This is a genomic window from Rhodanobacter sp. sgz306013, from assembly GCF_057031145.1.
In genome coordinates this window covers 83318-108644 of the sequence record NZ_JBXCIJ010000004.1, presented here as the reverse complement: position 1 = coordinate 108644, position 25327 = coordinate 83318, and the positions used below count along the sequence as shown (strand labels likewise).

Here is a 25327-nt window from a genome sequence, read left to right as displayed (position 1 = left end):
TCTTCCTGAAGGATCAAGCCATGCGTATCGCCAGCATAGGGCATGCCGTGTTCGCGGCGACCCTGATCGCCCTCGGCCTGCTGGGCCTGATCGAGGGCGGATTCACCGTGATATGGCAGCCGGTGTTCGACCACGTGCAGGCCGCAACGTTCCTGGCCGGTCTCTGCGCCGTGGTTTCCCTGGCCTGCGGCCTGGGCCTGCTCTGGTCGCGCGCGACGGCGCTGGCCGCGCGCGTGCTGTTTGTCTACACGCTGCTGTGGCTGCTGGTGTTCAAGCTGCCGCTGATCGTGCGGGCGCCGCTCAGCGAAGGCTCGTACCAGTACTGCAGCGAGATGGCGGTGATCGTGGCCGCCGCCTGGGTGCTGCATGCGTGGTTCGCCACCGATGCGGACCGGCGCCGGCTGGCCTTCGCCGTCGGCCACCGCGGCCTGCGCATGGCGCGCGTGCTCTACGGCCTGGCGCTGCTCGGCTTCGGCTTCTCGCACTTCGTCTATCTCAACCTCACCGCCCCGCTGATTCCCCACTGGCTGCATGCGCCGGTGTTCTGGGCCTACTTCACCGGGACCGCCTACCTGGCCGCCGGCGTGGCGATCCTCCTGAACCGGCTGGCCCGACTGGCCGCCACCCTCTCGGCCGTGATGATGGGCTTGTTCCTGCTGCTGATCTGGCTGCCCATGGTCGCCGCCGGCCATGTCAGCGCTTTCAACTGGGGCGAGACGTACGCGACCTGGGTGCTGACCGCGGCGGCGTGGGTGGTGGCGGATTCGTGGCGCGGGGTGGGTTGGCTTGGACTTCGTAAGTGACCCTGAGCCTGAGGTTTGAAGGCCGGGATGCCTTCCGTGCGCTGTACGAACTGGTGAGCACCTCGCCACGGGACATGGGAGAAAGCAGTGAGGGGCGACGTCGTAAAAGGTGCACTCGATCCCCCACTTTCAGCTCTTATCTATGAAAGTGAACCCGCTGCGCGTACCACCAACGCCCCCAAATGCTCGCGACGACGAGCGACCCGAGACCGAAGAGCAAGCCCGGCACCCGTGCATTGCCCAGGTCCTCGTGAGTCAAAAGATCGACCAGCGAGTAGCTTTGACCCAGCAACAGCACCGTGAATCCGCCCCACCATGCGAGGAGATGGCGATGGTAGATGCCGTAGGCGCACACCAGCAGCAACGCACCGCTGACGGCTGCTGCAATACGCACAGCATCTGGAAAATGCGCCTCTAACAGGCCGCCGGCGCCACCCGCCCCCTGCAGAGCTCCGACGAAGGACATCACGCCGAACAGGCAGAAGATGCCGGTGACGATGGGGATGAACATCGGACGGGCGCCGCGTGGGCTCGATGTCGGCGATGCGGAACTTGCATCCACCGACATTGACGCAAGCAGCGCTCCTCGGATCACTTCTGAAAGCCACGCGGGATCATTGCGCGAGAACCATGTAAACAGGCGCGTCATGGCGAGCCCCAGCGCAAACATGCCGGCACCAGCCAACGACATGAGCGCTGCTGCAGGCTTGTGAATGGCTGCCACCAAGGACAGCGCCACGAACAGTACGCAGAAGCCGAACCAGTACGCCATGAAAAGGCGCGCAAACCAGCTCAACCGAAACCGACCAGTCAACACCACCTTGCCCTGCATCTGTTCGAACCGCCCCACGAACACCGGCTTGAACGAGTTTCCTATCATCGGAATCACCCGTTGCAGGGAGACGCGTGCCTCGCTCACCCGCCCGACTGCCGCTTGCTCAGAAACATTGAAGAGCGACCACTTCTTAGTGACGGCCTTCAGCCGATCCACGGACTCCGCCAAGCCGTACGAACTGACAAACTCGACAGGGCCCGAGCCTACCCAGAGATCTTTGATCCATCGGTACATGACGCCCCCCTGCTTCAGTCTTTCCTGGCGCTGAACCCCACAGGCGCCTGCAACGAATCCATGTCGCAGAAATCGATTTAATTAGCCACGCCCCCTTTTAATCGTCAACTCGGCATCGAGCAACGCTTCCTTGCGAAACCATCCGAACATGCTTTCCCCTTGCATCAGTCGATGCATATCGACCAGGAACCGTGGCAGGCTCAATAGGGAAAAGCAGGGGTCAGAGTCGACTTTACGAGAAAGTGCACTCTGACCCCTGTTTTGTGTGTTTTGTATGGGATCAATCTTCTCTTAGAATTGACTCAAGACTATGTCCATCCGCAGCCTTGTAGCACTGGCGATAAAGCGTAAGCCAATAGGCGCGATTCGCCCGTTCATCTTGAGTGGAACCGGCCTTGCCGAGGAACCTCATAAGGTCGAACGCCACAGACGATATTGACTTATCTTGCGAGGCAATTCGAACAGCACCATCAATCGATACTCGATCAGCCATTACGCTTCTCCTTGTGATCACCACAAACTCGATCACCCAATCACTAATTAACCATCACATTCAGCGCGGGAGCAAAAGTGGAGATAGGATTGTCCGCCGTGGACGGATCATCCAACGCACGCCGAACTTGACTCGCTATTTCGGATCTGTAGAATTCAATCTTCGGAACAAGGCTATAGATATCTGATGTATCGATCCGAATAGTTCGCATCTGATTGAGATCGAACGGAACACGATCTGTCATTCTGATCAGCTGCACTATTGGAAGCTTCACCGCGTGCCTTATAGCCAGCTCGTAAAATACATTAGGGTTATGGAATGAGAGGTCAGCGATAACTAAGCGCGAACGAAGGATATAATCAATGATCTGCCGAGTGATCGTACCCGGCTTATCTATTGCGTCAGCACGGACAACTGTTAATCCAAACTGCTCCATTGCTGGCTCAACAATTGAACCTAAGAAGAGATCAGAATGCTTTCTCTGCTCACTGCCATCTTCTCCAATGGGCGTTATGTAAAAACAAGTCTTCTCATACTCAGCGTGAGCAGCCGTAATGAGCCTACCGCCCTGATTTTCGAAAGAATGGGCAATCGATGGGGAGTTGGCAACAACACCAGTTGTGGGCAAAGAATCCAGGTAGTGATCCAAACTAACAATTCGCTCTGAACCAGACAACGTCTGCAAAAGCCCTGCAAATCGTAAATTAACTATAAAGGTATCTACACATTCTTCGGCAAGCTCCTTCGCTACACCGAGATCGTTCACGGCATCGGAGAGCGCCGCCCGCGAAGGCAATTTACTGCCACTGAATTTCTCAAACAATTGACTGAAGATCGGCAGATCAAGAATTGCCAGCTCAGCACGAACCTTGGCTTGCTCGCGACGAGGTATGTCCTCATCAACTGCACGCGCCCCCTTCTGAGTGAGTTTCAGAAACTCGGCTTGGTATCCACCTTCAATAAGCCCATATTTTCCAGCATTAGTGACCAACTGTCGGCTTGGCCCGCTTTCAGAGGACTTGCCGATATGATCGAAAATTGAGAGACGCCGAACTGGCTGACCGCTACCAAAGGCGAAAATCTGCGCGGCAAATTCGAGGGCTTCTTCGAAGGCACAGGCAGGAAACGGGCGTTGCTTCCGAGCCTGCTTTTGAGCAACAGCGGCCTCTACGCGTTCTTCGTGCGATGCAACTGCTTCTGCCGCAGGCTGCTTGGATTTCTCTCCTGATTGCTGTCGAGCCATGGCAGTCTTCCTTTCCTAGCAGAAATCACTATGAGTGCATCACCCGCACTTCGAATACCCACAATTCAAACAAGTCTGACACCCGTCCATCAGCACCAGCGCCTGGGTATTGCACTTCTGGCACAGCGTGGCGCCGGGCGGGAAGCTGCCTTCGGATTCGGACACGGCGGTCGCGGCTGAAGCCGCTCCTGCGGGAGAGGCGGTGCTGGCGTCAGTGTTTTTTTTTGCGCTGGCCGCCTCGTAGGCAGCCCGCTTCTCGGCGATCAGCGCGCGCTGGCTGTCGCTCATCTCGGGATCATGGATGAGGCCGATGTTCTTCATGTGCTGCTCGATCACCGCGCCGATCTCGGCGACGATGCTGGGCATGTAGACGCCGCCGGCCTTGAAGTAGCCGCCGCGGGGGTCGAACACGGCCTTGAGTTCTTCCACGATGAAGGTGACGTCGCCGCCCTTGCGGAACACGGCGGAGAGGATGCGGGTGAGCGCCACGATCCACTGGAAGTGGTCCATGTTCTTCGAGTTGATGAAGATCTCGAAGGGGCGGCGCTGCTCGTGCTTGGTGCCGGCGTTGAGCACGATGTCGTTGATGGTGACGTACAGCGCGTGCTCGAACAGCGGCGACTTGATCTTGAAGGTGGAGCCGATGAGCTGCTCGGGGCGCTCCAGGCTCTCGTGCATCTGGATGACTTCGGCCTGGCGCGGTTCGGCGGCCTTGGCCTTTTCGGGTGCGGGTACGGCGGCCGGCGCGGCCTTGTCCTCGGGCTTGACGACGTTGTAGCCCTTGATCTTCTTTTCGATCTTGATCGCCATGGTGTGCTGTTCTTCTCTGGATGGATGGCGGCGCGCGGCGCGGAGAAAAACGCGCCCGGCCCGGCACGTGGCCGGGCCGGGCGCGTCGGGACTTACTTCTTGCGGGCGGCCTTCTTGGCGGCGGGCTTCTTGGCCGCCTTGGTGCTCGCCTTCTTGCTGGCAGTGGACCTCTTGACCGCCTTGGCGGCCTTCTTCACGGCAGCCTTCTTGGCTGTCTTCTTGGGGGCGGCTTTCTTCGCCGTCTTCTTGCTGCTGACCTTCTTTGCGGCCTTCTTGGCGACTTTCTTCGCCTTGCCGGCAACCTTCTTCGCGGCCTTCTTCACCGCTTTCTTGGCGGCGGCCTTCTTGACGGCTTTCTTCGCCGTCTTCTTGGCGGCGGCCTTCTTCACGGCCTTCTTCGCCGTCTTCTTGGCAGCCGCCTTCTTCACGGCTTTCTTGGCGGTCTTCTTGGCAGCAGCCTTCTTGGCCGGAGCCTTCTTGGCGGCGGCCTTCTTCGGCGCTGCCTTCTTCTTGGCGGCCTTCTTCGCTGCCTTCTTCGGCGCGGCGGCCGGAGCGGCCGGTGCGGGCGCGGCGACCGGTACGACAACCACCGGTGCCGCGGGGGCGTCCGGCGTGACAGTGTCTTTCACTTCGAATTCGTTATCGATGGACATGCGCGTGTTCCCCTCGGGCGGTGATCGTTGCGTTGTGGATCCGGGTCAGAATTTGCCGTAATACCCTTCCTTCAAGGCATCGAACAGGTTGGCCGCGGTGTGCAGCTCGCCGTCGTATTCCACTTCTTCATTGCCTCGAAGTTCGATAACACTACCGTCCTCCAGTTCGAAGTGGTAGAGGGTGTTGGCAAGGTCGGCGTCCTTCACCAGCACGCCCTGGAAGGCGGCGGGGTTGAAGCGGAAGGTGGTGCAGCCTTTCAGCCCCTGCTTGTAGGCGTAGAAGTAGATGTCCTTGAAGTCTTCGTAGGGGTAGTCGGTGGGCACGTTCGCGGTCTTGGAGATCGACGAGTCGACCCACTTCTGCGCGGCGGCCTGGATGTCCACGTGCTGCTTGGGGCTGATGTCGTCGGCGGCCACGAAGTAGTCGGGCAGCCGGGCCTGCGGGTCGTCGGAGTACGGCATCGCGTTGGCGTTGATCAGCGCGCGGTAGGCCAGCAGCTCGTAGCTGTAGACCTCGACTTTTTCCTTCGACTTCTTGCCCTCGCGGATCACGTTGCGCGAGTAGTGGTGGGCGAAGCTGGGCTCGATGCCGTTGGAGGCGTTGTTGGCCAGCGACAGCGAGATGGTGCCGGTGGGCGCGATCGAGCTGTGGTGGGTGAAGCGCGCGCCGGTCTCGGCCAGCTGCTCGACCAGGTTGGGCGCCACCTCGGCGATGCGCTGCATGTAGCGGCTGTATTTGGCGTGCAGCACGCGGCCGGGGATGGCGTCGCCGACCTTCCAGCCGTCCTTCGCCATTTCCGGGCGCTTGCGCAGCATGTCGCCGGTGACGGTGTAGTCCCTGGCCAGCACGGGCGCGGCGCCTTTTTCCTTGGCGAGGTCCAGCGCCACTTCCCAGCCCGCCACCGCCATCTCGCGCGAGACGTCCTCGGTGAAGGCCACCGCCTCGGCGCTGCCGTAGCGGTGCTTGAGCATGGCCAGCGTGGAGCCCAGGCCGAGGTAGCCCATGCCGTGGCGGCGCTTGCTCATGATCTCCCGGCGCTGCTGCTCCAGCGGCAGGCCGTTGATCTCCACCACGTTGTCGAGCATGCGGGTGAAGATCTTCACCACTTCGCGGTACTCGTCCCAGTCGAAGCGGGCCTTCGGCCCGAACGGGTCGCGCACGAAGGTGGTGAGGTTGATCGAGCCCAGCAGGCAGGAGCCGTACGGCGGCAGCGGCTGCTCGCCGCAGGGGTTGGTGGCGCGGATGTGCTCGCACCACCAGTTGTTGTTCATCTCGTTGACCTTGTCGATCAGGATGAAGCCGGGCTCCGCGTAGTCGTACGTGGAGACCATGATCATGTCCCACAGGTGCCGCGCGCGGATGTGGCCGTAGATCTTGCACGCGACCAGGCCGTCCTCGCGGTCGATGTAGTTCTCGTGCGTGGGCCACTCGCGCCACACCACCTTGGCGGCGTCGTCGAGGTCGAGCTCGTCGCGCTCCTTCACGTGGATGGGGAACACCAGCGGCCAGTCCTGGTCGTGCTCCACCGCCTGCATGAAGCCGTCGGTGACCAGCAGGCTGAGGTTGAACTGGCGCAGGCGGCCGTCCTCGCGCTTGGCGCGGATGAATTCCTTCACGTCGGGATGGCTGACGTCGAACGTGCCCATCTGCGCGCCGCGGCGGCCGCCGGCGGACGAGACGGTGAAGCACATCTTGTCGTAGATATCCATGAAGGACAGCGGGCCGGAGGTGTACGCACCGGCGCCCGACACGTACGCGCCGCGCGGGCGCAGCGTGCTGAACTCGTAGCCGATGCCGCAGCCGGCCTTCAGGGTGAGGCCGGCCTCGTGCACCTTCTCCAGGATGTCGTCCATCGAGTCGCGGATGGTGCCGGACACGGTGCAGTTGATCGTGGAGGTGGCGGGCTTGTGCTCCAGCGCGCCGGCGTTGGAGGTGATGCGGCCGGCCGGGATCGCGCCGCGGCGCAGCGCCCACAGGAAGCGCTCGTTCCAGTGCTCGCGCAGCTCGGGCGTGGTTTCCACCTCGGACAGGGCGCGCGCCACGCGCCGCCAGGTGCCGTCGATGTCGGCGTCGACCGGCTCGCCGGCCTTGGTCCGCAGGCGGTACTTCTTGTCCCAGATGTCCTGCGAGGCGGGCTGCAGCGGAATCGCCGCGGCGGCGTCGCGTTGCAATTCCGAACCCGTGACTGGCGCACGCGCTGTGCTCATCGGCTTCCTGACCTCCCAGTGCGGCCTCGCGGCCGTTCTTGTCTGTTGTTGATGTCGGTCCACGCCGCCTGCGGCGACGCGGCAACGGACGGATGCCGCGGCGACGCCATGCTGATCGACTGCCGGACCCGCCCCCGAGTGCGATCCACCCCACCAGTGCTTGTCCGACCGTTCGCGGCAAGACACAAGATGTTGTGGTTGCGAATAGGAGGCAAGGTACCCCCGGGGAGGCCCGATGTAAAGTGGCGCGAACGCCCGGCGGATCGCGCGGCCGCGGGGAACCGCGGCGCACCGCCTGCAGTCGAAGGCGCGCCGTTCTTGATTCGACAGGAGTGAGTCCGATGTCATCCCGTCCCCTGCGTTTTCCGCACTGGCTGGCCGCCGCGTTCGCGCTGCTGCTCGGCGTCGCCCTGCCCGGCTCCGGCCGCGCCGCGATGCCGCCCGCGGTGGATGGCCAGGCCATGCCTTCGCTGGCGCCGATGCTGGAGCACGTGACGCCGGCGGTGGTGAACATCTCCAGCAAGACGCGGGTGCAGGTGCGCAACCCGTACTTCGACGACCCGATGTTCCGCCAGTTCTTCGGCCTGCCCGCGGTACCGCGCGAGCGGGTGGAGCAGAGCCTGGGCTCGGGCGTGGTGGTGGACGCGGCGAAGGGCTACATCCTCACCAACAACCACGTGGTGGGCGGCGCCGACGACATCACGGTGACCCTGCAGGGCGGCCGCACGTTCAAGGCCCGGCTGGTCGGCACCGATCCCGACACCGACGTGGCGGTGATCCAGATCCACGCGCCGAACCTGCAGGCGCTGCCGCTGGCCGACTCCTCGAAGCTGCGCGTGGGCGACTTCGTGGTGGCGGTGGGCGAGCCGTTCGGGCTCAGCGAAACGGTGACCTCGGGCATCGTCTCCGCGCTGGGCCGCTCGGGGCTGGGAGGCTCCGGCTACCAGAACTTCATCCAGACCGACGCCTCGATCAACCCCGGCAACTCCGGCGGCGCGCTGGTGAACCTGCGCGGCCAGCTGGTGGGCATCAACACCATGATCTTCTCGCCCTCGGGCGGCAACGTGGGCATCGGCTTCGCGATTCCCAGCGACCTCGCGTCCGAGGTGATGCAGCAGCTGATCGCCCACGGCAAGGTGCAGCGCGGCACGCTGGGCCTGCAGTCGCAGAACATCACCCCGCGCATCGCCCGCCTGCTGAACCTGGCGCAGGACAAGGGCGTGGTGGTGACCGGCGTGAACGCGGGCTCGCCCGCCGAGCAGGCCGGCCTGCAGCCCGGCGACGTGCTCACCGCGATCGACGGCAAGCCCCTGCGCGACGTGAACGAACTGCGCAACACCGAGGGCCTGCTGCCGGTGGGCAGCACGGTGAAGCTGGGCGTGCTGCACGACGGCAAGACGCGCGAGGTGAGCGCCGTGCTGCGCCCGGAGAAACTGGCCAGCCTCGCCGGCGCCAGCCTCGATCCGCGCCTGGCCGGCGTCACCTTCAACGAGCTCGGCGAGAGCCAGCGCAGCCAGGGCCTGTACGGCGTGGCGGTGGGCGCGGTGCAGCCGAACAGCCGCGCCGCCGCGGCGGGGCTCAACGAAGGCGACATCGTGATCGGCGTCGGCAACCAGCGCATCACCGGCCTGCGCATGCTGCGCGAGCTGGCCGGCGTGCGGCCGCGCCAGCTGGTGCTGATCGTGGCCGACGCCGACGGTACGCACTACGTGCTGATTCAGTGACCCGGGTGCCGGAAAGCGGCGGCCCGCCCCTTTCCGGCCTGCCTGGCCCGATGCGTGACCGCCCCGCGCCGACGATGGACCGGCGCGCGGCGCGCCGATGATCCGCCCCGGCGCGGCGCCGATGGTCGATCCGCGCGCCGCCAGCCATGCGGCGGCGCATGGCTGGCGGCGTGAACGGGCGCACCCTCGCGGCGTGCCTGCGTCTCACAAGCGCATGAACGCGCTTGATGTTTTCTGTTCAGGCCGATGAAATATCCTGCGAGCATCCTGCTCGTGCGCCGGCCGGGATCACGCGCCGCCACCCACACCACTTTCCGCCACCCATTCCCGTCGGGGTTCTCCGTCATCATGTCCGTTCGTGCTGTCCGCCTGCTGTCCGCCCTCCTGCTCGGTGCCTGCCTCGTCGCACCCGCCGCCGCCAAGACAACCACCAAACACCCCGTCCACCACAAGGCCGCCAGCAGCAGGAGCAAGGGACCCACGCTGGTCTGGCGCGGCGACGTCACTACCGGGCACGGCGTGGTCACCGAGATGGCCAAACTGTGGGAGAAGGAGGGCCGGGGCCGCATCGAACTGCAGCCGTTCAACACCGCCTCGGGCCTTGACGCGGTGGCCAGCGGCGCGGCCGACCTCGCCGGCAGCGCGCGCCCCAGCGACGGCAGCGCCGAGGACAGCCACCTCACCTTCACCCCGGTGGCCTGGGACGGCCTGGTGATGATCACCAATCCGGCCAACCCCATACGCAGCCTCAACCTGCGCCAGCTGCATGAGATCTACTTCGGCAAGATCACCAACTGGAGCCAGGTGGGCGGCCGCGACGCGCCGATCGACCTGTACGCGGTGATCAGCCCGAACGACGGCGTGGAATACAGCCTGCGCAGCCTGTTGTTCGGCCGCGGCGACCAGCAGATCTCCGCGCCGCGCCTGTACCTCAACACCAAGGCGCTGGAGGAAGGCATCGCGCTGAACCCGAACGGCCTGGGCCTGTCCACGCTGAGCAACGTGGCCGGCAACCCCAAGCTGCGCACGATCCCGATCGACGGCGAGGCGCCCACCGTGGCGAACATCGCGGACGGCAGCTACCCGCTGTACATCCCGCTGTACCTGGTGACCAACCCGAACAGCCCGAAGGCGGCGCAGACCCAGGCCTTCCTCGACTTCCTGCAGACCGACAAGGCGAAGGCCGTGCTGCGCGACCACTTCGTGCTGCCGTACCAGGACGGCATCGGGCTGGTGGCGAAGGACGAGGAGCGCCGCAACAAGGTCTATGCCGAATCGACCGCCTCCTCGGCCAGGCCGCCGCTCGCCGCGCCGGGCGCCAGCTACGCCGCGGCCGCCGCGATCGCGCCGACCTCGGAACGCACGCTGGCCGCCCGCATTGCGCTGGACAAGCGCAACGCCGAGGCCAAGTCCGCCAAGACGGCGGTGACCGCGGCGCCGAAGACGGCCGCCGCCGGCACGAGCACCGCTGGCGCGTCGAAGACCTACACCGTAGTCAAGGGCGACACCTTGTCCGGCATCGCGCAGAAGAAGGGCGTCAACGTGGCCGAGCTGCGCAGCTGGAACCACCTGAAGAACGACAACATCAAGCTGGGCCAGGTATTGCTGCTCAGCAGCGACTGACGTCGTGCCGATCCGCGCCGTCACGCTCGATCTCGACGACACCTTGTGGCCGGTGCTGCCGGCCCTGGAACTGGCGGACCGGGCAGTGGACGACTACCTGCGCGCGCACTGGCCCGAGGTGGCCCGCGCCTGGCCGATCCCGGCCATGCGCGGGCTGCGCGCCCGGGTGGCGGCGGAGCGGCCCGACCTGGCCCACGACTTCACCACCCAGCGCCGGCTCACCCAGCAGCAGGCGTTCGCCGCCTGCGGCGTCGCCGACGCGCCGCTGGACACGCTGTGGGAGATCTATTTCGCGGCGCGCAACGCGGTGGAGCCCTGGCCCGACAGCCTGCCCGCGCTGGCACGCCTCGCCGCGCGCTGGCCGCTGGCCAGCCTCACCAACGGCAACGCCGACCTCGGCCGCACCGGCGTGCAGGCGCATTTCGCCCACCACGTCTGCGCGCGCGACGTCGGCACGGCCAAGCCCGACCCGCGCATCTTCCTCGCCGCCGCGGCGCAGTTCGGCGTGCCGCCGGCGGAAGTGCTGCACGCGGGCGACGACCCCGAACTGGACGTGATCGGCGCGCACCGCGCCGGCCTGCGCGTGGCCTGGATCAATCGCCACGGCGATGCGTGGCCAGCCGCGCTGGGTCCCGCGCCCGCGCTGGAAATGCGCGACCTCGGCGAGCTTGCCGACTGGCTGGAAACGCACGCGGCGGCGTGACCCCGCGGCCGCAGCGGCGCATCATTGGTGTTTGCGCGCCCCGCGCGACACGTCCGCACGCCGAAGGAAAGCCATGTCCGCCCTGCTCGACCGTTCGTCCGCCCCCCGCCACCTCGTCACCGTCGAGGCGGTCGATGCCCGCCGCCTGCCCGCCGCGAGGAAGCGGCTGGATGCCGCGCAGCGCCGCTGGCTGGACAGCAACGGCTTCGACGCCAGGCCGGGCAGCACGATCCTGCTCGCCGATGCGCACGGCAAGCCTGCCCGCGTGCTGGTGGGCGTGGACGCCGGCGATCCGCTGGCCGCGCTCGCCGCTTTGCCGATGACCCTGCCCGAAGGCGCCTACCAGCTCGCTGCCGAGGGCGTGCCGCTCGATCCCGCCCAGGCCGCGCTGGGCTGGGCGCTGGGCGCCTACCAGTTCACCCGCTACCGCAAGGCGAAGCGCGCGCCGGCCGCGCTGGCGCTGGACACCGCCACGCTCGCCGCCGTGCAGCCGCTGGTCGAGGCCACCGCGCTGGTGCGCGACCTGGTCAACACGCCAACCGAGGACATGGGCCCCGAGCAACTGGGCGATGCGATCCGCCACCTCGGCAAGGCGCACAAGGCGAAGGTGCGCGACTGGGTCGGCAAGGAACTGCTGAAGGCGAACTTCCCCACCATCCACGCGGTGGGCCGCGCCAGCCATCGCGAGCCGCGGCTGATCGAACTCACCTGGGGCAAGGCCGCGCACCCGAAGCTGGTGCTGGTGGGCAAGGGCGTGTGCTTCGACACCGGCGGCCTCGACCTGAAGCCCTCCGACGGCATGCGCTGGATGAAGAAGGACATGGGCGGCGCCGCGCACGCGATCGCGCTGGCCGACCTGGTGATGCAGGCGCAGCTGCCGGTGCGGCTCACCTTGCTGGTGCCGGCGGTGGAGAACGCGGTGAGCGGCAACGCGCTGCGCCCCGGCGAAGTCGTCGTCACCCGCGCCGGCCACAGCGTGGAGATCGACAACACCGACGCCGAAGGCCGGCTGGTGCTATGCGACGCATTGGCCTACGGCGCCGAGCAGCAGCCCGAGCTGATGATCGACTTCGCCACGCTCACCGGCGCCGCCCGCGTGGCGCTGGGCCCCGACCTGCCCGCGCTGTTCGGCAACGACGATGCGCTGGCCGATGCCGCGCTGGCCGCAGGCAAGGCGGTGGCCGACCCGCTGTGGCGGCTGCCGCTGTGGCGCCCCTACCGCAAGCTGCTCGACTCCTACCTCGCCGACTTCGCCAATGCCGGTGCCTCGCGCCACGCCGGCGCGATCACCGCCGCGCTGTACCTGGAACGCTTCGTGCCCGAAGGCCTGCCCTGGCTGCACCTGGACACCTACGCCTGGAACGACGCCGACCGCCCGGGCCGCCCGCGCGGCGGCGAGGCGATGGGCTTGCGCGCGGTGTTCGCGCTGCTGCAGCAGCGCTACGGCAGGGGCTGAGCACGATGGATGGCCCCTCTTCCGAAGGGAGAGGGGATCGCTTGCAGGCGTCTGCGGGCACGCATGACTTCCGGCGATGTCGCAGCGGCGCGCGAAGTGGCAAGGTGCGAAGCTGGTCTTTCCTGCGGAGAAAAGCTCCATGCGCCCCACCCTGCTCGCGCTCGGCCTCGCCGTCGGCCTCGGTATCGCCGGTCCGACCCTGGCCCAGTCCGCCACGCCCGGCCAGCCGCCGCTGACGGCGCTGACCAAGGATTCCGGCACGCCGATGCCGGCCGAGCAGAAGCGCGTGCACTTCGACCACGCCGAACTGCACATCGCGGTGAAGCCCGCCACGCAAAGCATCGACGCCAGCGCCACGCTCACCTTCACCGCGCTGGCGCCCACCGAGGTGCTGCTGGTGGACCTGGACCGCAACCTGCCGGTCAGCGCGGTCAGCATCGACGGCAAGGCGCTTGCCAGGGGCGCGTGGAGCAACCCCGATGGCCGCCTGCGCATCCAGTTGCCGCAGGCCGTGGCCAAGGGCGGCAGGCTCAGCGCCACCATCGCCTACGGCGGCAAGCCGCACGTGGCGAAGAAGGCGCCCTGGGACGGCGGCTTCGTGTGGAGCCACACCAAGACTGGCCAGCCCTGGGTGGGCAGCGCGGTGGAAGGCGAAGGCTGCGACCTGTTCTGGCCCTGCATCGACCAGCCCGACGGCAAGCCGGACCTGGTCGACCTCTACGTCACGGTGCCCAGGCCGCTGGTGGCCCCGGGCAACGGCGTACTGGTCGGCGTGACCGAACAGGGCGATATGCGCACCTACCACTGGCGCACCAAGCACCCGACCACCTATGCGATCTCGATCAACGTGGGGCCGTATGAGGAGCTGAAGGGCGAGTACCACAGCCGCTTCGGCAACACGATCCCGCTGCATTACTGGTATCTGCCGGGCGAGGAAGCACAGGCGAAGGCGCTGTTCGCCGAGTTCCCGCAGCTGCTGGAATTCTTCGAGGCAAAGATCGGCCCCTACCCCTGGGGCGACGAGAAGATGGGCGTGGTGGAAACCCCGTACAAGGGCATGGAGCACCAGACCATCAACGCCTACGGCAACCACTACGCGAAGGACGGCAGCGGCTTCGACTGGCTGCTGCAGCACGAGTTCGCGCACGAGTGGTTCGGCAACCAGATGACCAACGCGAACTGGGACGACATGTGGCTGCACGAGGGTTTCGCCACGCTGATGCAGCCGCTGTACGCGCGCTGGCTCGACGGCGACGCCGACTACTACGCCTGGCTGCACCGGCTGCGCCTGATGATCGAGAACCGGCACCCGGTGGTATCCGGCACGCCGCGCACCGAGGAGGCGGTCTACGACGACAGCCGCGGCGGCCCCGGCCAGGACATCTACAACAAGGGCGCGCTGATGCTGCAGACGCTGCATCACCTGATCGGCGACAAAGCCTTCTACGACAGCATCCGCGAGCTGGTCTACGGCCGCCCCGATCCGAAGCCCGGCAACTTCCAGCTGCAATACCGCACCACCGCCGACTTCATGCGCATCGTGGACCGGGTGACCGGCAAGGACTACGACTGGTTCTTCAAGGTCTACCTGTACCAGGCCGCGCTGCCGAAGCTCGACGTGCAGCGCCACGGCGACACCCTGGACCTCGCCTGGCAGGTGCCGGGCAACCTGCCGTTCCCGATGCCGGTGGAGGTGCGGGTGGGCGACGCCGTGCACACCGTGCCGATGGCCGATGGCCACGGCAGCCTCGCGGCGCCGGCCGGCGCGCTGGTGACGATCGACCCGCGCTCCGTGCTGCTGCGCGACGAGCCGCGCATCACCGCATTCCAGCAGTGGATGAAGCAGCAGCGCGCGGAGCGTAAGGCCGCAAAGCCGTAGCCGGCGACTGCAGGAGCGCACCCTGTGCGCGAATGCCTCGGTGCTTGATCGAAGCCAAGGCATTCGCGCACAGGGTGCGCTCCTGCGACAAATGATCGCCGGTTGCGACGGCCGTCAATCGGCGCCGGGCAGGCCGCCGCCGATCCGGCGCAGCCGCTGCCGCAGCGCGCGCAGGCCGCGCGCCAGCTTCGGCAACAGCCAGCACAGAAAGAGCACGAACAGCGCCAGCAGCACCAGCAGCGCCAGCGGGTGCCTCCACATCAGCCAGAGGCCGCCCAGCCAGGTGAGATCCTCGCCCACGCTGGCGGTCCAGTTGCTGACGGGTTCGGGCGAGGTGTTGATCAGCGCGCGGCCGCCGCCCTTCGCCAGGTGCGTGCCCGCGGTGAGCGCGCCGCCGAGCAGGGCCGCCGCCACCTGCGCGCCCGCGCCCGATCCGCGGAACACGCCCCACGCCAGCAGCATGCCCACCGGGATGCGCACGAAGGTGTTCAGCGCGTCCCACACGCTGTCGAAGGCGGGCACCTTGTCGGCGAGGAACTCGCCCAGCGCCAGCACGCCCGACACCACCAGCACCCAGGTATCCGTGAGCGTGGCCAGGCCGGGCGGCAGCTGCACCCAGCCCAGCCGCCCCAGCAGGCCGGCCACGAATACCGTGGCGTACAGGCGGAAACCGCTGGCCCAGGCCAGCCCCCCGGCCAGCGCGAGGTTCGACAACGGATCCATGGCGACGCTCCCGCGACCGGCGCAACCGCGAAGACGCCACGCTTGCGCGACGCCGTGACGCGGTCAAGCCCCCGTCGGCCCGCAAGATCATGCTAGGCTGAATCCGGCTCGCGTCCCCGCGCCGTCACTTGCGGGATCCGGATGATCGCCGTCACGGCGGGGAGCACGGGCCTCTGTCTCGCCTTGTTTCGCTTCACGGGAGACGGACTTTGGGCGATGCCGCATGCCTCGGGGGAGGGCGATGCGGCGACGCCACCCGGCGCCCGCGCCGGGATGGCGCCATCGCCGCAGCTTGTCCGCCGTCGTCAGGTCTGCACTTCGGGGAGCTCAGCCATGCAGCACGCCTCGCAACTCGACCACCCCGCTCCACCCCCCGCGCGATCCGCCCCCTGGCACCCGCCGGCGCCCCCGGGCACGCAATAACTCACGCCGCTCCACGTTCCCGCCGCGCCCGGTGCGCGCCCCGGCGTGCGCCGCATTCACGCGGACGATTCCGCCTGCCGCAAAAGCAGGCGGCCCATTGCAGCAACTCATCGGGGAAAGCGCATGAAACATGACATGAACCGCTTGTCGCTGGCCGTACGGCTGGCCCTGACCGTCGGCGCCCTCGCCGTGGCTGGCACGCTCCAGGCCCAGGACACGACGAACGCCGGCAACCCGCCTTCCGGCGCGCAGCAGCAGTCCGGCACCCAGCCGCCCACCACGCAGGCGCCGTCCAAGAGCAAGGCGAAGACCCTGCAGGGCATGGTCGTCACCGGTTCGCTGATCCGGCGCGTGGACGCCGAGACCTCCAGCCCGGTGGTGACGATCGACCGCAGCAGCATCGACAACTCCGGCAAGCCGACCCTGGGCGACGTGCTGCAGCAGTTGCCCAGCATCTCCGGCAACGCCACCAACACCCAGAACAACAGCAACGGCGGCGGCGGCGCCAGCCCGCTGCTGGAAGGCGGCGACGGCGCCGCGCGCGTCTCGCTGCGCGGCCTCGGCATCACCCGCACCCTGGTGCTGATCGACGGCCAGCGCATGGCCAACCAGGACATCAACATGATCCCGCAGAACATGATCGAGCGGGTCGACGTGCTGGCCGAGGGCGCGTCCACTGTGTACGGCTCTGACGCCATCGGCGGCGTGGTCAACTTCATCCTGCGCAAGGATTACAAGGGTGCCGAGTTCAGCCTCAACGACGGCATCTCCAGCCATGGCGACGGGCAGCGCCGCGGCTTCAACTTCACCGTGGGCGACAGCGGCGAGAAGGGCGACATCGTCGCCGGCCTGAACTACAACAAGTACGACTCGGTACTGGCGACCAAGCGCAGCTTCTCGGCGCACCAGCTCTACCTGTCCAGCGGCGTGGTCACCGCGGCCGGCTCCGGCACCATCCCGACCGGGCGCATCCAGGTACCCGCGTCGATCGCCAACCAGTACGGCTGCGCGCTGAAGCCCAACGGCACCGCCTACCTCACCCTGCAGCAGGGCAACGGCAGCGCCCTGGGCGACTACCGCTGCTACGGCGGCGCCGGCGACACCTACAACTACAACGCCTACAACTACATCCAGACCGAACAGGAGCGCACCGACGGCTTCGTGCTCGGCAACTACCAGCTGGCCGACAACCTGAAGTTCTTCGCGGACATGTTCTACAACCGCACCGTGTCCAGCGGCCAGGACGCGCCCGCGCCCACCGGCGTCGGCGACGGCTGGCACGTGCTGTCGAGCAACCCGATCAACCCGTTCGGCGTCACCTTCAGCGCGAACGGAATCCCCGGCGATCCCAACAGCGGCTACGCGTTCAACACGCGGCTCACCGGCCTGGGCACCCGCCTGCACACCTTCACCACCACCAACGCGCAGATCATGACCGGCCTGCGCGGCACGTTCGGGCAGAGCAGCTGGATCTGGGATGCGATGGTCGACTACGGCCATTCCAACCGCATCCAGCGCGACTACAACGAGGTCAACATCGCCGCGTTCCAGGCCGCGATCGACAGCGGCGTCAACATCTTCAACCAGGCCGATCCGTCGGTGACCTCCGCGCTGAAATCCGGCGTCGACACGCCGGTCTACACGATGACCAACAGCATGCGCCAGCTGCAGCTGGACGCCTCCGGCGACCTGTGGGACCTGCCGGCCGGCACCATGCAGCTCTCGGTGGGCGGCCTGTACCGCAAGCAGACGATGAACTACGACGTGACCAGCGACGCGATCCTCGACATCGCCACCGGCAACTGCCAGATCCTGCAGGAAGCGTGCGGCTCGCCCGGCCGCGGCAGCTACAACGTGAAGGAGCTCTACGCCGAGACGCTGATCCCGCTGCTGAGCAACGCGCCCGGCGCCTACTCGCTCAACCTCGACCTGGGCATCCGCAGTTCCGACTACAGCACCACCGGCACCACCACCAACAAGAAGATCGCCGTCGAATGGCGCCCGATCGCCGACCTGCTGGTGCGCGGCACGCTATCCCAGGTGTTCCGCGCGCCGAACCTCGACGAGCTGTATGACGGCTACACGATCGGCGGCCCGGTGCTGTCCGACCCCTGCATCGGCCTCACCGGCGCGCAACTGGCGCAGCACGCCAACGCCTGCCAGTACGTGCCGCCGGGCTGGGGCGGCAACCCGATCGCGCAGGTCACGTCGTACTACTCGGGCGCGGTGCCCGCCGGCAGCTCGCTGAGGCCGGAGCACGGCAAGTCGGTCGACATCGGCTTCGTCTACAGCCCCTCGGCGCTGCCCGGCCTGTCCAGCAGCCTGGACTTCTGGCACATCTACCTGACCGACATGCTGACGCCGATCACGGCGCAGACCGTGGCGAACTCCTGCTTCGCCAACAACGGCAGTCCGTACTGCTCCTACATCCACCGCTACGACAACACCAGCAAGCTGGCCGGCGCGGTGTTCTACATCAACACCCCGGTGGTCAACCTGGGCAACCTGAGCACCAGTGGCGTGGATTTCACGGTTGGCTACCAGATCCCGCACTTCAACCTCGGCAGCGTGGACCCCGGCAACTTCAAGGTGGGGCTCAACACCAGCTACACCTCGACCTACAAGAACGACGCCACCCCCGGCCAGCCCGGTGCCCGGACCATCAACTACGCCGGCACCTACACCCAGCAGTTCGGCAACATCGCGCGCTGGCGCGGCACCGCGACGCTCAACTGGAGCATGGGCCACTGGAGCGCCCAGTGGCAGACCCGCTACATCCACCGGCTCACCGACCTCAACGCGGACTTCACCACCGGCGCCAACGCGCCGATGGGCGGCACGGTGTACCACTCGATCCAGCTCGGCTATGCCGTGCCGGCGATCCATACCCGCTTCGACATCGGCGTGGACAACCTCAACAACAAGATTCCGCCGCTGGTCTACCAGAACGGCGCGAACTACAACGTGGACACGGCCACCTACGACACCCTGGGCCGCTACTACTGGGCCCGCGCCACGGTGAAGTTCTGACCGCAGCCGCATCGTTGCCGCAGTATGGCGAAGGGCCGCGAGATGCACTCGCGGCCCTTCGAGCCTGTTTGCGATCTCCGTATGACCCGCGCCGGGCGCCGTTTGCGCGCAGGTCAAGGGAGAATGAAGGCGCGCGGGGAGAGTCCATGGATGGACTCGGCCTTCCTCGCTCCCTAAAGCCAAGCACATCCATGTGCTCTTTCCGCGTGGAGGAGCGAGGAGTGGACGTCCGTCCACGACTGCGTGATGACGCAGGGATGCGGGCAGACAGGCCCGGCCCTTCGGGTTGCCTTGCCGTGGCCGCCATGCGGCAGCTCGCGGCTTGACCTGCCAGCCAGGCAAGCGCTGCGCCACGCGCCACCACCTGACCGCCACGGCAAGGCAACGCGGGCCATGCGGAGATCGTAAACGGGCTCTTGGGCATAATCCGGATAGCACACGACACGCCGAGCCGGCATGCCCACCCCGACCATCGACTTCGCCCATGCCATGGCCCGCGCCTGCGAGGCCGGCGACATGGAGCGCGTGATCTCGCTGGCCGCGCAGGCCGCCGACGCCGGCGCGGAGGGCGAGCACGTGCTGCTGCTGCTCGGCGTGGCGCAACAGGCCGTCGGGCGGCATGCCGCGGCGGCGGCCACCTTCGAGCACCTCACCCGGCTGTGCCCCGGGGTCTCCGCCTACTGGAACAATCTGGGCGTGGCGCGGCGCGAGGCCGGCGATGCCGCGGCATCCGCCCGCGCGCTGGAACGCGCCGCGGCGCTGGCCCCGCACGACGCCGAGGTGCATTACAACCTTGGCCTGCTCCAGTTGCAGCAGCGGTGCTGGCCGCAGGCGCGGGACAGCCTGCTGGAGGCGGTACGGCTCGCGCCGGGCTTCGTCGAGGCCCGGCTGCAGGCCGCGCACGCCTGCTACGTCTGCGGCGACAACCGCGGGCAGGAAGCGATGCTGGAAGGCGCCGCCGACTGGCCGCCGCAGCCGGCCGAACAGGCGCTGTTGCTGGCTTCGATGCTGGCCGTGCTGGGCTGGCCGGACGCGGCCTGGCGCACGCTGGAGCAGGCGCGGCTGCCGGCGGAGCCCGCAGCCGCAACCGTGATGCGGCTGCGCATCGCGGCGCAGCGCGCGCTGCTGTACGAACGCGGCAACCGGCTCGACGCGGCACGCGACGCCCTGCGGCCGTTCCCGCTGTCCGTGCTGGACGCACTGCCGCCCGAGGCGACCGCGGCGCGCATCGACGGCTGGAAGGCCCATGCCGCGCTGGCCATGCGCGCCGGCGACCACGCGGGGGCGTCCGCACTGTACCGGCGCCTGCTCGCCGCGGCCGGCGACGACGAAACGCGCGCCAGCGCCGGCTTCGGACTGGCGTCGGCCTGCGACAGGCTGGGCGAGCGGCAGGCAGCCTGGCAGGCGCTGGAAACCGCGCACGCGGCGCAGCTGAACATCGCCCGCGAGATCGTGCCGCAGCTGCTCGCGCCGGACAGCGAACCGCTGCAACTGCTGCGCCACGAGCTCACCACCGCCGAGGTCGCGCGCTGGTCGCCCCTGCCCGCGCCGGATACCGCGCACAGCCCGGTCTTCGTGGTCGGCTTCCCCCGCTCGGGCACCACGCTGCTGGAACAGATGCTGGACGCCCATCCGGCGTTCCGCTCGATGGACGAGCGCGCCTTCATCCACGAACTCACCGAGCGCATGGAGCTGGCCGGCCAGCGCTACCCCGTGGATCTCGCCACGCTCTCCGCGGCGGAGGCGGACCAGTTGCGCGCGCTGTACGGCCGCATGGTCGCGCGCGTCCTGCCGGACGCGGGCACGTGCCGGCTGGTGGACAAGAATCCGCTCAACATGCTGTGCCTGCCGATGATCATGCGGCTGTTCCCGCAGGCGCGCATCATCCTGTGCCTGCGCCATCCCTGCGATGTGCTGCTGAGCTGCGCGATGCAGCCGTTCCGCTCGCCGGCCTTCATGGTGCTGTGCTCGTCGCTGCAGCGCCTTGCCCGTGGTTATGTGCAGGCCTTCGGGCAATGGCAGCGCCATGCGGAGGCGTTCGCGCCGCAGCTGCTGGAATGGCGCTACGAGGCCGTGGTGGGCGACTTCGACGGCCACCTGGCGCGACTGGGGCGCTTCCTCGGCGTCGCCGATCCCGCGCCGATGGCGCGCTTCGCCGAACATGCGCGCGCCAAGGCCTTCATCAGCACGCCCAGCTACGCCCAGGTCACCGGCGGCATCCACGCCCGTGCGATCGGTCGCTGGCAGGCCTATCGCGAGCACTTCGAACCGGTGCTGCCGCTGCTGCAGCCGATGATCGAACGGCTCGGCTATACGCTCTGAATCCGATCGTCCCTGATCGCGAAAGTCAAATGGGCGGCCCTCCATGGCCGCACTCCTCATTCGTGCGATCGCCCCCGATCGTGAAAGTCAAACGACAAGGGGCGCCGAGGCGCCCCTTGCGTCGACCGGCGATGGACGCGTCAGTGCGTCGCGGCGGCGGCGGAAGCCGCGGCGGCGGGCTTGTCCGTGCCCGCCAGCACGGTGGCGAGGTAGTTGCTGCCGGGCGGCAGGATGTCGGCGGCCAGTTTCGGGTTGGTCGTGAGCATGCCCACCTCGTCGGCCACGATGTGCGCGGCCTCGCGCAGCTGGGCGTCGGGCGCCTTCTTGGCGTCCTGCTCCTGCTTGAGCTCGCTCTTCAGGCTGCGCTCGCCGGGGTCGAGGCCGTCGTCGAGCGTGCTGTCCTGGTCCTTGAGGTAGGCATCACTGCCGTCGATCGCCTTCTGGCGCGCGCGGAAACTGGCCTGGATCGCGTCCTGCTGCTTGCGCTCGGCCTCGCGCTGGGCGAAGTTCAGCGACACCGAGGTCTTGGCGCGCATCGCCTTGTACTGCGCCAGTTCGTCCAGCATCAGTTTCCACGACGGCGACTTCGCCGCGCGCGCGTCGTGCAGGCTCTCCAGCTGCGGCAGGTAGCCCTTCAGGTCGCCTTCCGGCTTGTAGTCGGCGGGCGCGATGTGCGTCCACGGCAAGGCGTTGTCGTAGGTGGATTCGCCGAAATCCTTGGCGTCGCCGTTGTGCGGGAAGCCGATGTCCGGCGTCACGCCCTTGATCTGGGTGGAGCCGCCGTTGATGCGGAAGAACTCCTGCACGGTCATCTTCAGCTCGCCGTACTGCGGCTTGCCGTCGGTGTTCTGGCTGAAGCGGTCGAGGTCGATCAGGGTCTGCACCGTGCCCTTGCCGAAGGTGGGCGTGCCGATGATCAGGCCGCGGCCGTAGTCCTGGATCGCCGCGGAGAAGATCTCCGAGGCCGAGGCGGTGCCGCGGTTCACCAGCACCGCCAGCGGGCCGTTCCACACCGGGTCGGCGTTGTCCGCACCCTGCACGTCGACCTGGCCGCGCGCGTCGCGCACCTGCACCACCGGGCCCTTGCCGGTGAACAGGCCGGTCATGGAGTCGGCCTCGGCCAGCGAGCCGCCGCCGTTGTTGCGCAGGTCGACGATCACGCCCTGCACGCCGGCCGCCTTCAGCTCGACCAGCAGCTTGGCCACGTCGCGGGTGGCGCTGCGGTAGTCCTTGTCGCCTTCGCTGCGCGCGCCGAAGTCGGAGTAGAAGCTGGGCAGGTCGATCACGCCGATCTTGCGCACGACGTCGCCGTCCTTGATGTCGATGATCTTCTTCTTGGCCGCGCTTTCCTCGATGTTGACCTTCTTGCGCACCAGGCTGATCAGCTCGTGCTTGCCGTCCGGGCCGGCGTCGGCGGGCAGGATCTCCAGCCGCACGGTGGTGTCCTTCTTGCCGCGGATCAGGTTCACCACGTCGTCGAGGCGCCAGCCGATCACGTCGGTGATCGGGCCGCTGTCGCCCTGCCCCACGCCCACGATGCGGTCGCCGGGCTTGAGCTTGCCGGACTTCTCCGCCGGGCCGCCGGGCACCAGCGAGAAGATCATGGTGTAGTCGTCGCGCGCCTGCAGCTGGGCGCCGATGCCTTCCAGCGAGAGCTTCATCTGGATCGCGAAGTTCTCCGCCTGGCGCGGGCTGAGGTAGTCGGTATGCGGGTCGGTGGTCTCGGCGTACGCGGTCATGAAGGTCTGGAACGCGTCCTCGCCGTCCAGCTGCTTCAGGCGCTCGATGTAGTTGGTGTAGCGCTTGGTCAGGGTCTTGCGGATCTCGTCGTCGCTCTTGCCGGCGAGCTTGAGCCGCAGCCAGTCGTTCATGGTGCGCTTGCGCCACAGCGCGTCCAGCGCGGCATCGTCCTTCGCCCAGCTGGCGTTCTTGCGGTCGTAGTCGTAGCTCTCGTGGCCGTTGAAGTCGAAGCCGCCCTTGAGCAGGCTGCGCGCATAGGTCATGCGCTGCACCGCGCGCTCGAGGAACTTGTTGTAGATGTCGAACGGCGCGTCGAGGTCCTGGTTCCAGATCGCGTCGTCCAGCTTGGTCTTGAGCGGCGCGAACCGGTCCATGTCCTGCTGGGTGAAGAACACCTTGTCGCCATCGATCAGCTTGAAGTAGTCCTTGTAGATCTTCGCCGACATCGCGTCGTCGAGCGGCTGCGCGTCGTAGTGGAAGCGGGTGAGGAAGCGGGCCGACAGCTGCGCCGCCTGCGCCTGGGTGGCGGTGGGCTTGAGCGGCCACACCGCGGCCTTGCGGTTGCCGCCGGCACCGAGGTCGGCGGCCGATTGCGCATAGGTGCAGGTGACGGTCAGGGCCAGCAGCAGGGCCAACGCGGGGCGGAAGGTCATGGGGATGGCTGCTCTCAGGCGAGTTGGGCGACGCCGGCCGCGTGGGCCTGCAGGTCGGCGTGGTAGGAGGAACGCACCAGCGGGCCGGACGCGACGTGATGGAAACCCATCGCCTCGCCCTCCTTGCGCAGGTCGTCGAATTCTTCGGGCGTCCAGTAGCGCACCACCGGGTGGTGGTGCGGCGTGGGCTGCAGGTACTGGCCGATGGTGATCATCTCGACGTCGTATGTGCGCAGGTCGCGCAGGGTCTCGATCACCTGTTCGCGCGTCTCGCCCAGGCCCAGCATGATGCCGGACTTGGTCGGCACGTCGGGGTGCTGCGCCTTGAAGCGCTTCAGCAGGTCCAGCGACCACTGGTAGTCGGCGCCCGGGCGCACCTCGCGATAGAGGTGCGGCACGGTTTCCAGGTTGTGGTTGAACACGTCCGGCGGGAAGTCCTTCAGCACTTCCAGCGCGCGCTCCATGCGGCCCTTGCCGCGGAAGTCGGGCGTGAGGATCTCGATGCGGATGTCCGGGCTGGCGTGGCGCACCGCGCGGATGCAGCTTGCGAAGTGCTCGGCGCCGCCGTCGCGCAGGTCGTCGCGGTCGACCGAGGTGATCACCACGTAGCGCAGGCGCATGTCGCGGATGGTCTCGGCAAGGCGCGCCGGCTCCAGCGGATCGGGCGGCTGCGGGCGGCCATGCGCCACGTCGCAGAACGAGCAGCGCCGCGTGCACACCTCGCCGAGGATCATGAAGGTGGCGGTGCCCTTGCTGAAGCACTCGTGGATGTTCGGGCAGCTGGCTTCCTCGCACACCGTCACCAGCGCGTTCTCGCGCAGGCGCGCCTTGAGCTGCTGCACGGCGTTGCCCTGCGGCAGGCGCACGCGGATCCAGCTCGGCTTGCGCAGTACCGGCACCGCGGTGTCGAAACCGGCGCGGTTCAGCGCGATCTTGTCGTTGCCCAGCTGCTTGTCGACCGCGGGCGCACCGCTGACCACGCTGATCGGGATGGACTTGTTCGGGGAAGCGGAGACGTCACTCATCTACTCGGCTCAGACCGCAACGCGCGCGGGCAGTTCGGGGATCATGGGGGCGGCCGGCTCGGCGCGGAAACCGAACTGGCGGCAGAACTCCTGCACCAGCACCTCTTCCACGTCCGCCAGCCGTGACGGACCGCCCAAGTCTAGCACCTGGGTCACCGCCAAACCCTTGTAACCGCAAGGGTTGATCCGGTGGAAGGGCTCAAGGTTCATGTTCACGTTGAAGGCCAGGCCGTGGAAGCTGCAGCCGCGCCGCACGCGCAGCCCCAGCGCGGCCACCTTGGCCTCGGCCACGTAGACGCCCGGCGCGCCTTCCCGGCGCCCGGCGACGATGTTCCAGTGCGCCAGCGTATCGATGATGGCCTGCTCGATCCGCTGCACCAGCTCGCGCACGCCCACCCCGGCGCGGCGCAGGTCGATCAAGGGGTAGCCCACGATCTGGCCGGGGCCGTGGTAGGTCACCTGGCCGCCGCGGTCCACCGGGATCACCGGAATGTCGCCCGGCGCCAGCACATGCTCCATCTTGCCGGCCTGGCCAAGGGTGAACACCGGGTCGTGCTCCAGCAGCCAGAACTCGTCCACGGTGTCGGCGGTACGGTTGTCGGTGAACGCGCCCATCGCCTTCCACGTGGCCGCGTAGGGCTGGCGGCCGAGGCGGCGGATCTTGAGCGGCAGGGACATGGCGGGGTCTGGCAAACGGGGGATGGACGGGAAATGCGGCCGAAAGTCGACAAGCCAAGGCCGGCCGCA

At 67.4% G+C, this 25327-nt stretch carries 18 protein-coding genes; 8 read left to right on the top strand and 10 right to left on the bottom strand.

The features are described 5' to 3' along the window. Positions 1 to 20: 20 nt before the first annotated feature. Positions 21 to 803, top strand: coding sequence for a hypothetical protein (locus AC2EWF_RS13565; RefSeq protein WP_483639917.1), 783 nt, complete (start codon positions 21 to 23; stop codon positions 801 to 803). 136 nt (positions 804 to 939) lie between these two features. Here the strand turns inward: AC2EWF_RS13565 and AC2EWF_RS13560 are convergent, their stop codons facing one another. The 6 genes from AC2EWF_RS13560 to AC2EWF_RS13535 all read right to left on the bottom strand — a co-directional run bounded on the left by AC2EWF_RS13560 (position 940) and on the right by AC2EWF_RS13535 (position 7279). Continuing rightward, a complete protein-coding gene (locus AC2EWF_RS13560; RefSeq protein WP_483639916.1) occupies positions 940 to 1872 on the bottom strand; it encodes a hypothetical protein in 933 nt (310 codons plus the stop codon). Positions 1873 to 2152: 280 nt separating this feature from the next. After that, positions 2153 to 2365 carry a hypothetical protein gene (locus AC2EWF_RS13555; RefSeq protein ID WP_483639915.1) on the bottom strand — a complete coding sequence of 71 codons (213 nt, stop codon included), beginning with the start codon at positions 2363 to 2365 and terminating at the stop codon, positions 2153 to 2155. A gap of 43 nt (positions 2366 to 2408) precedes the next feature. Next, positions 2409 to 3608 carry a hypothetical protein gene (locus tag AC2EWF_RS13550; protein ID WP_483639914.1) on the bottom strand — a complete coding sequence of 400 codons (1200 nt, stop codon included), beginning with the start codon at positions 3606 to 3608 and terminating at the stop codon, positions 2409 to 2411. A gap of 39 nt (positions 3609 to 3647) precedes the next feature. After that, on the bottom strand, positions 3648 to 4418 hold the full coding sequence (locus AC2EWF_RS13545; protein WP_483639913.1) for a TSCPD domain-containing protein: 771 nt from the start codon (positions 4416 to 4418) through the stop codon (positions 3648 to 3650). A gap of 92 nt (positions 4419 to 4510) precedes the next feature. Beyond that, positions 4511 to 5071 (bottom strand): hypothetical protein, encoded by a 561-nt coding sequence (locus AC2EWF_RS13540; protein ID WP_483639912.1) that lies wholly within the window; start codon positions 5069 to 5071, stop codon positions 4511 to 4513. A gap of 45 nt (positions 5072 to 5116) precedes the next feature. Next, the gene (locus tag AC2EWF_RS13535; protein WP_483639911.1) at positions 5117 to 7279 is read right to left on the bottom strand and encodes an adenosylcobalamin-dependent ribonucleoside-diphosphate reductase; all 2163 of its coding nucleotides are present in this window, start codon (positions 7277 to 7279) and stop codon (positions 5117 to 5119) included. A 341-nt stretch (positions 7280 to 7620) separates the two neighbouring features. On the opposite strand from AC2EWF_RS13535, the gene AC2EWF_RS13530 reads away from it, so the two are divergent. The 5 genes from AC2EWF_RS13530 (at position 7621) to AC2EWF_RS13510 (ending at position 14664) form a co-directional block, all read left to right on the top strand. After that, complete coding sequence (locus tag AC2EWF_RS13530) at positions 7621 to 9003, top strand: Do family serine endopeptidase (protein ID WP_483639910.1); 1383 nt, start codon at positions 7621 to 7623, stop codon at positions 9001 to 9003. A 348-nt stretch (positions 9004 to 9351) separates the two neighbouring features. Further along, on the top strand, positions 9352 to 10626 hold the full coding sequence (locus AC2EWF_RS13525) for a LysM peptidoglycan-binding domain-containing protein (protein ID WP_483639909.1): 1275 nt from the start codon (positions 9352 to 9354) through the stop codon (positions 10624 to 10626). Positions 10627 to 10630: 4 nt separating this feature from the next. Beyond that, on the top strand, positions 10631 to 11329 hold the full coding sequence (locus AC2EWF_RS13520) for an HAD family hydrolase (RefSeq protein ID WP_483639908.1): 699 nt from the start codon (positions 10631 to 10633) through the stop codon (positions 11327 to 11329). 73 nt (positions 11330 to 11402) lie between these two features. Next, on the top strand, positions 11403 to 12785 hold the full coding sequence (locus AC2EWF_RS13515) for a leucyl aminopeptidase family protein (protein ID WP_483639907.1): 1383 nt from the start codon (positions 11403 to 11405) through the stop codon (positions 12783 to 12785). A 139-nt stretch (positions 12786 to 12924) separates the two neighbouring features. Further along, the gene (locus AC2EWF_RS13510) at positions 12925 to 14664 is read left to right on the top strand and encodes a M1 family metallopeptidase (RefSeq protein WP_483639906.1); all 1740 of its coding nucleotides are present in this window, start codon (positions 12925 to 12927) and stop codon (positions 14662 to 14664) included. A 114-nt stretch (positions 14665 to 14778) separates the two neighbouring features. On the opposite strand, the gene AC2EWF_RS13505 is transcribed toward AC2EWF_RS13510, so the two are convergent. Then, positions 14779 to 15387, bottom strand: a complete 609-nt coding sequence (locus tag AC2EWF_RS13505; protein ID WP_483639905.1) for a DUF4126 domain-containing protein — start codon at positions 15385 to 15387, stop codon at positions 14779 to 14781. 546 nt (positions 15388 to 15933) lie between these two features. Here AC2EWF_RS13505 and AC2EWF_RS13500 point away from each other — a divergent pair. Together AC2EWF_RS13500 and AC2EWF_RS13495 are read left to right on the top strand one after the other, a co-directional pair. Next, positions 15934 to 18840, top strand: a complete 2907-nt coding sequence (locus tag AC2EWF_RS13500; protein WP_483639904.1) for a TonB-dependent receptor domain-containing protein — start codon at positions 15934 to 15936, stop codon at positions 18838 to 18840. A 456-nt stretch (positions 18841 to 19296) separates the two neighbouring features. Further along, complete coding sequence (locus AC2EWF_RS13495) at positions 19297 to 21162, top strand: tetratricopeptide repeat-containing sulfotransferase family protein (protein ID WP_483639903.1); 1866 nt, start codon at positions 19297 to 19299, stop codon at positions 21160 to 21162. Positions 21163 to 21302: 140 nt separating this feature from the next. On the opposite strand, the gene AC2EWF_RS13490 is transcribed toward AC2EWF_RS13495, so the two are convergent. Genes AC2EWF_RS13490 through lipB form a run of 3 tightly spaced genes read right to left on the bottom strand, consistent with a single transcriptional unit; the run spans position 21303 to position 25258 of the window. Further along, the gene (locus tag AC2EWF_RS13490; RefSeq protein ID WP_483639902.1) at positions 21303 to 23555 is read right to left on the bottom strand and encodes a carboxy terminal-processing peptidase; all 2253 of its coding nucleotides are present in this window, start codon (positions 23553 to 23555) and stop codon (positions 21303 to 21305) included. Between the two features lie 14 nt (positions 23556 to 23569). Further along, positions 23570 to 24580: a lipoyl synthase gene (lipA, locus tag AC2EWF_RS13485; RefSeq protein WP_483639901.1), complete on the bottom strand. Its 1011-nt coding sequence runs from the start codon at positions 24578 to 24580 to the stop codon at positions 23570 to 23572. A gap of 9 nt (positions 24581 to 24589) precedes the next feature. Further along, on the bottom strand, positions 24590 to 25258 hold the full coding sequence (gene lipB, locus AC2EWF_RS13480; protein ID WP_483639900.1) for a lipoyl(octanoyl) transferase LipB: 669 nt from the start codon (positions 25256 to 25258) through the stop codon (positions 24590 to 24592). Between the last annotated feature and the right edge of the window lie 69 nt (positions 25259 to 25327).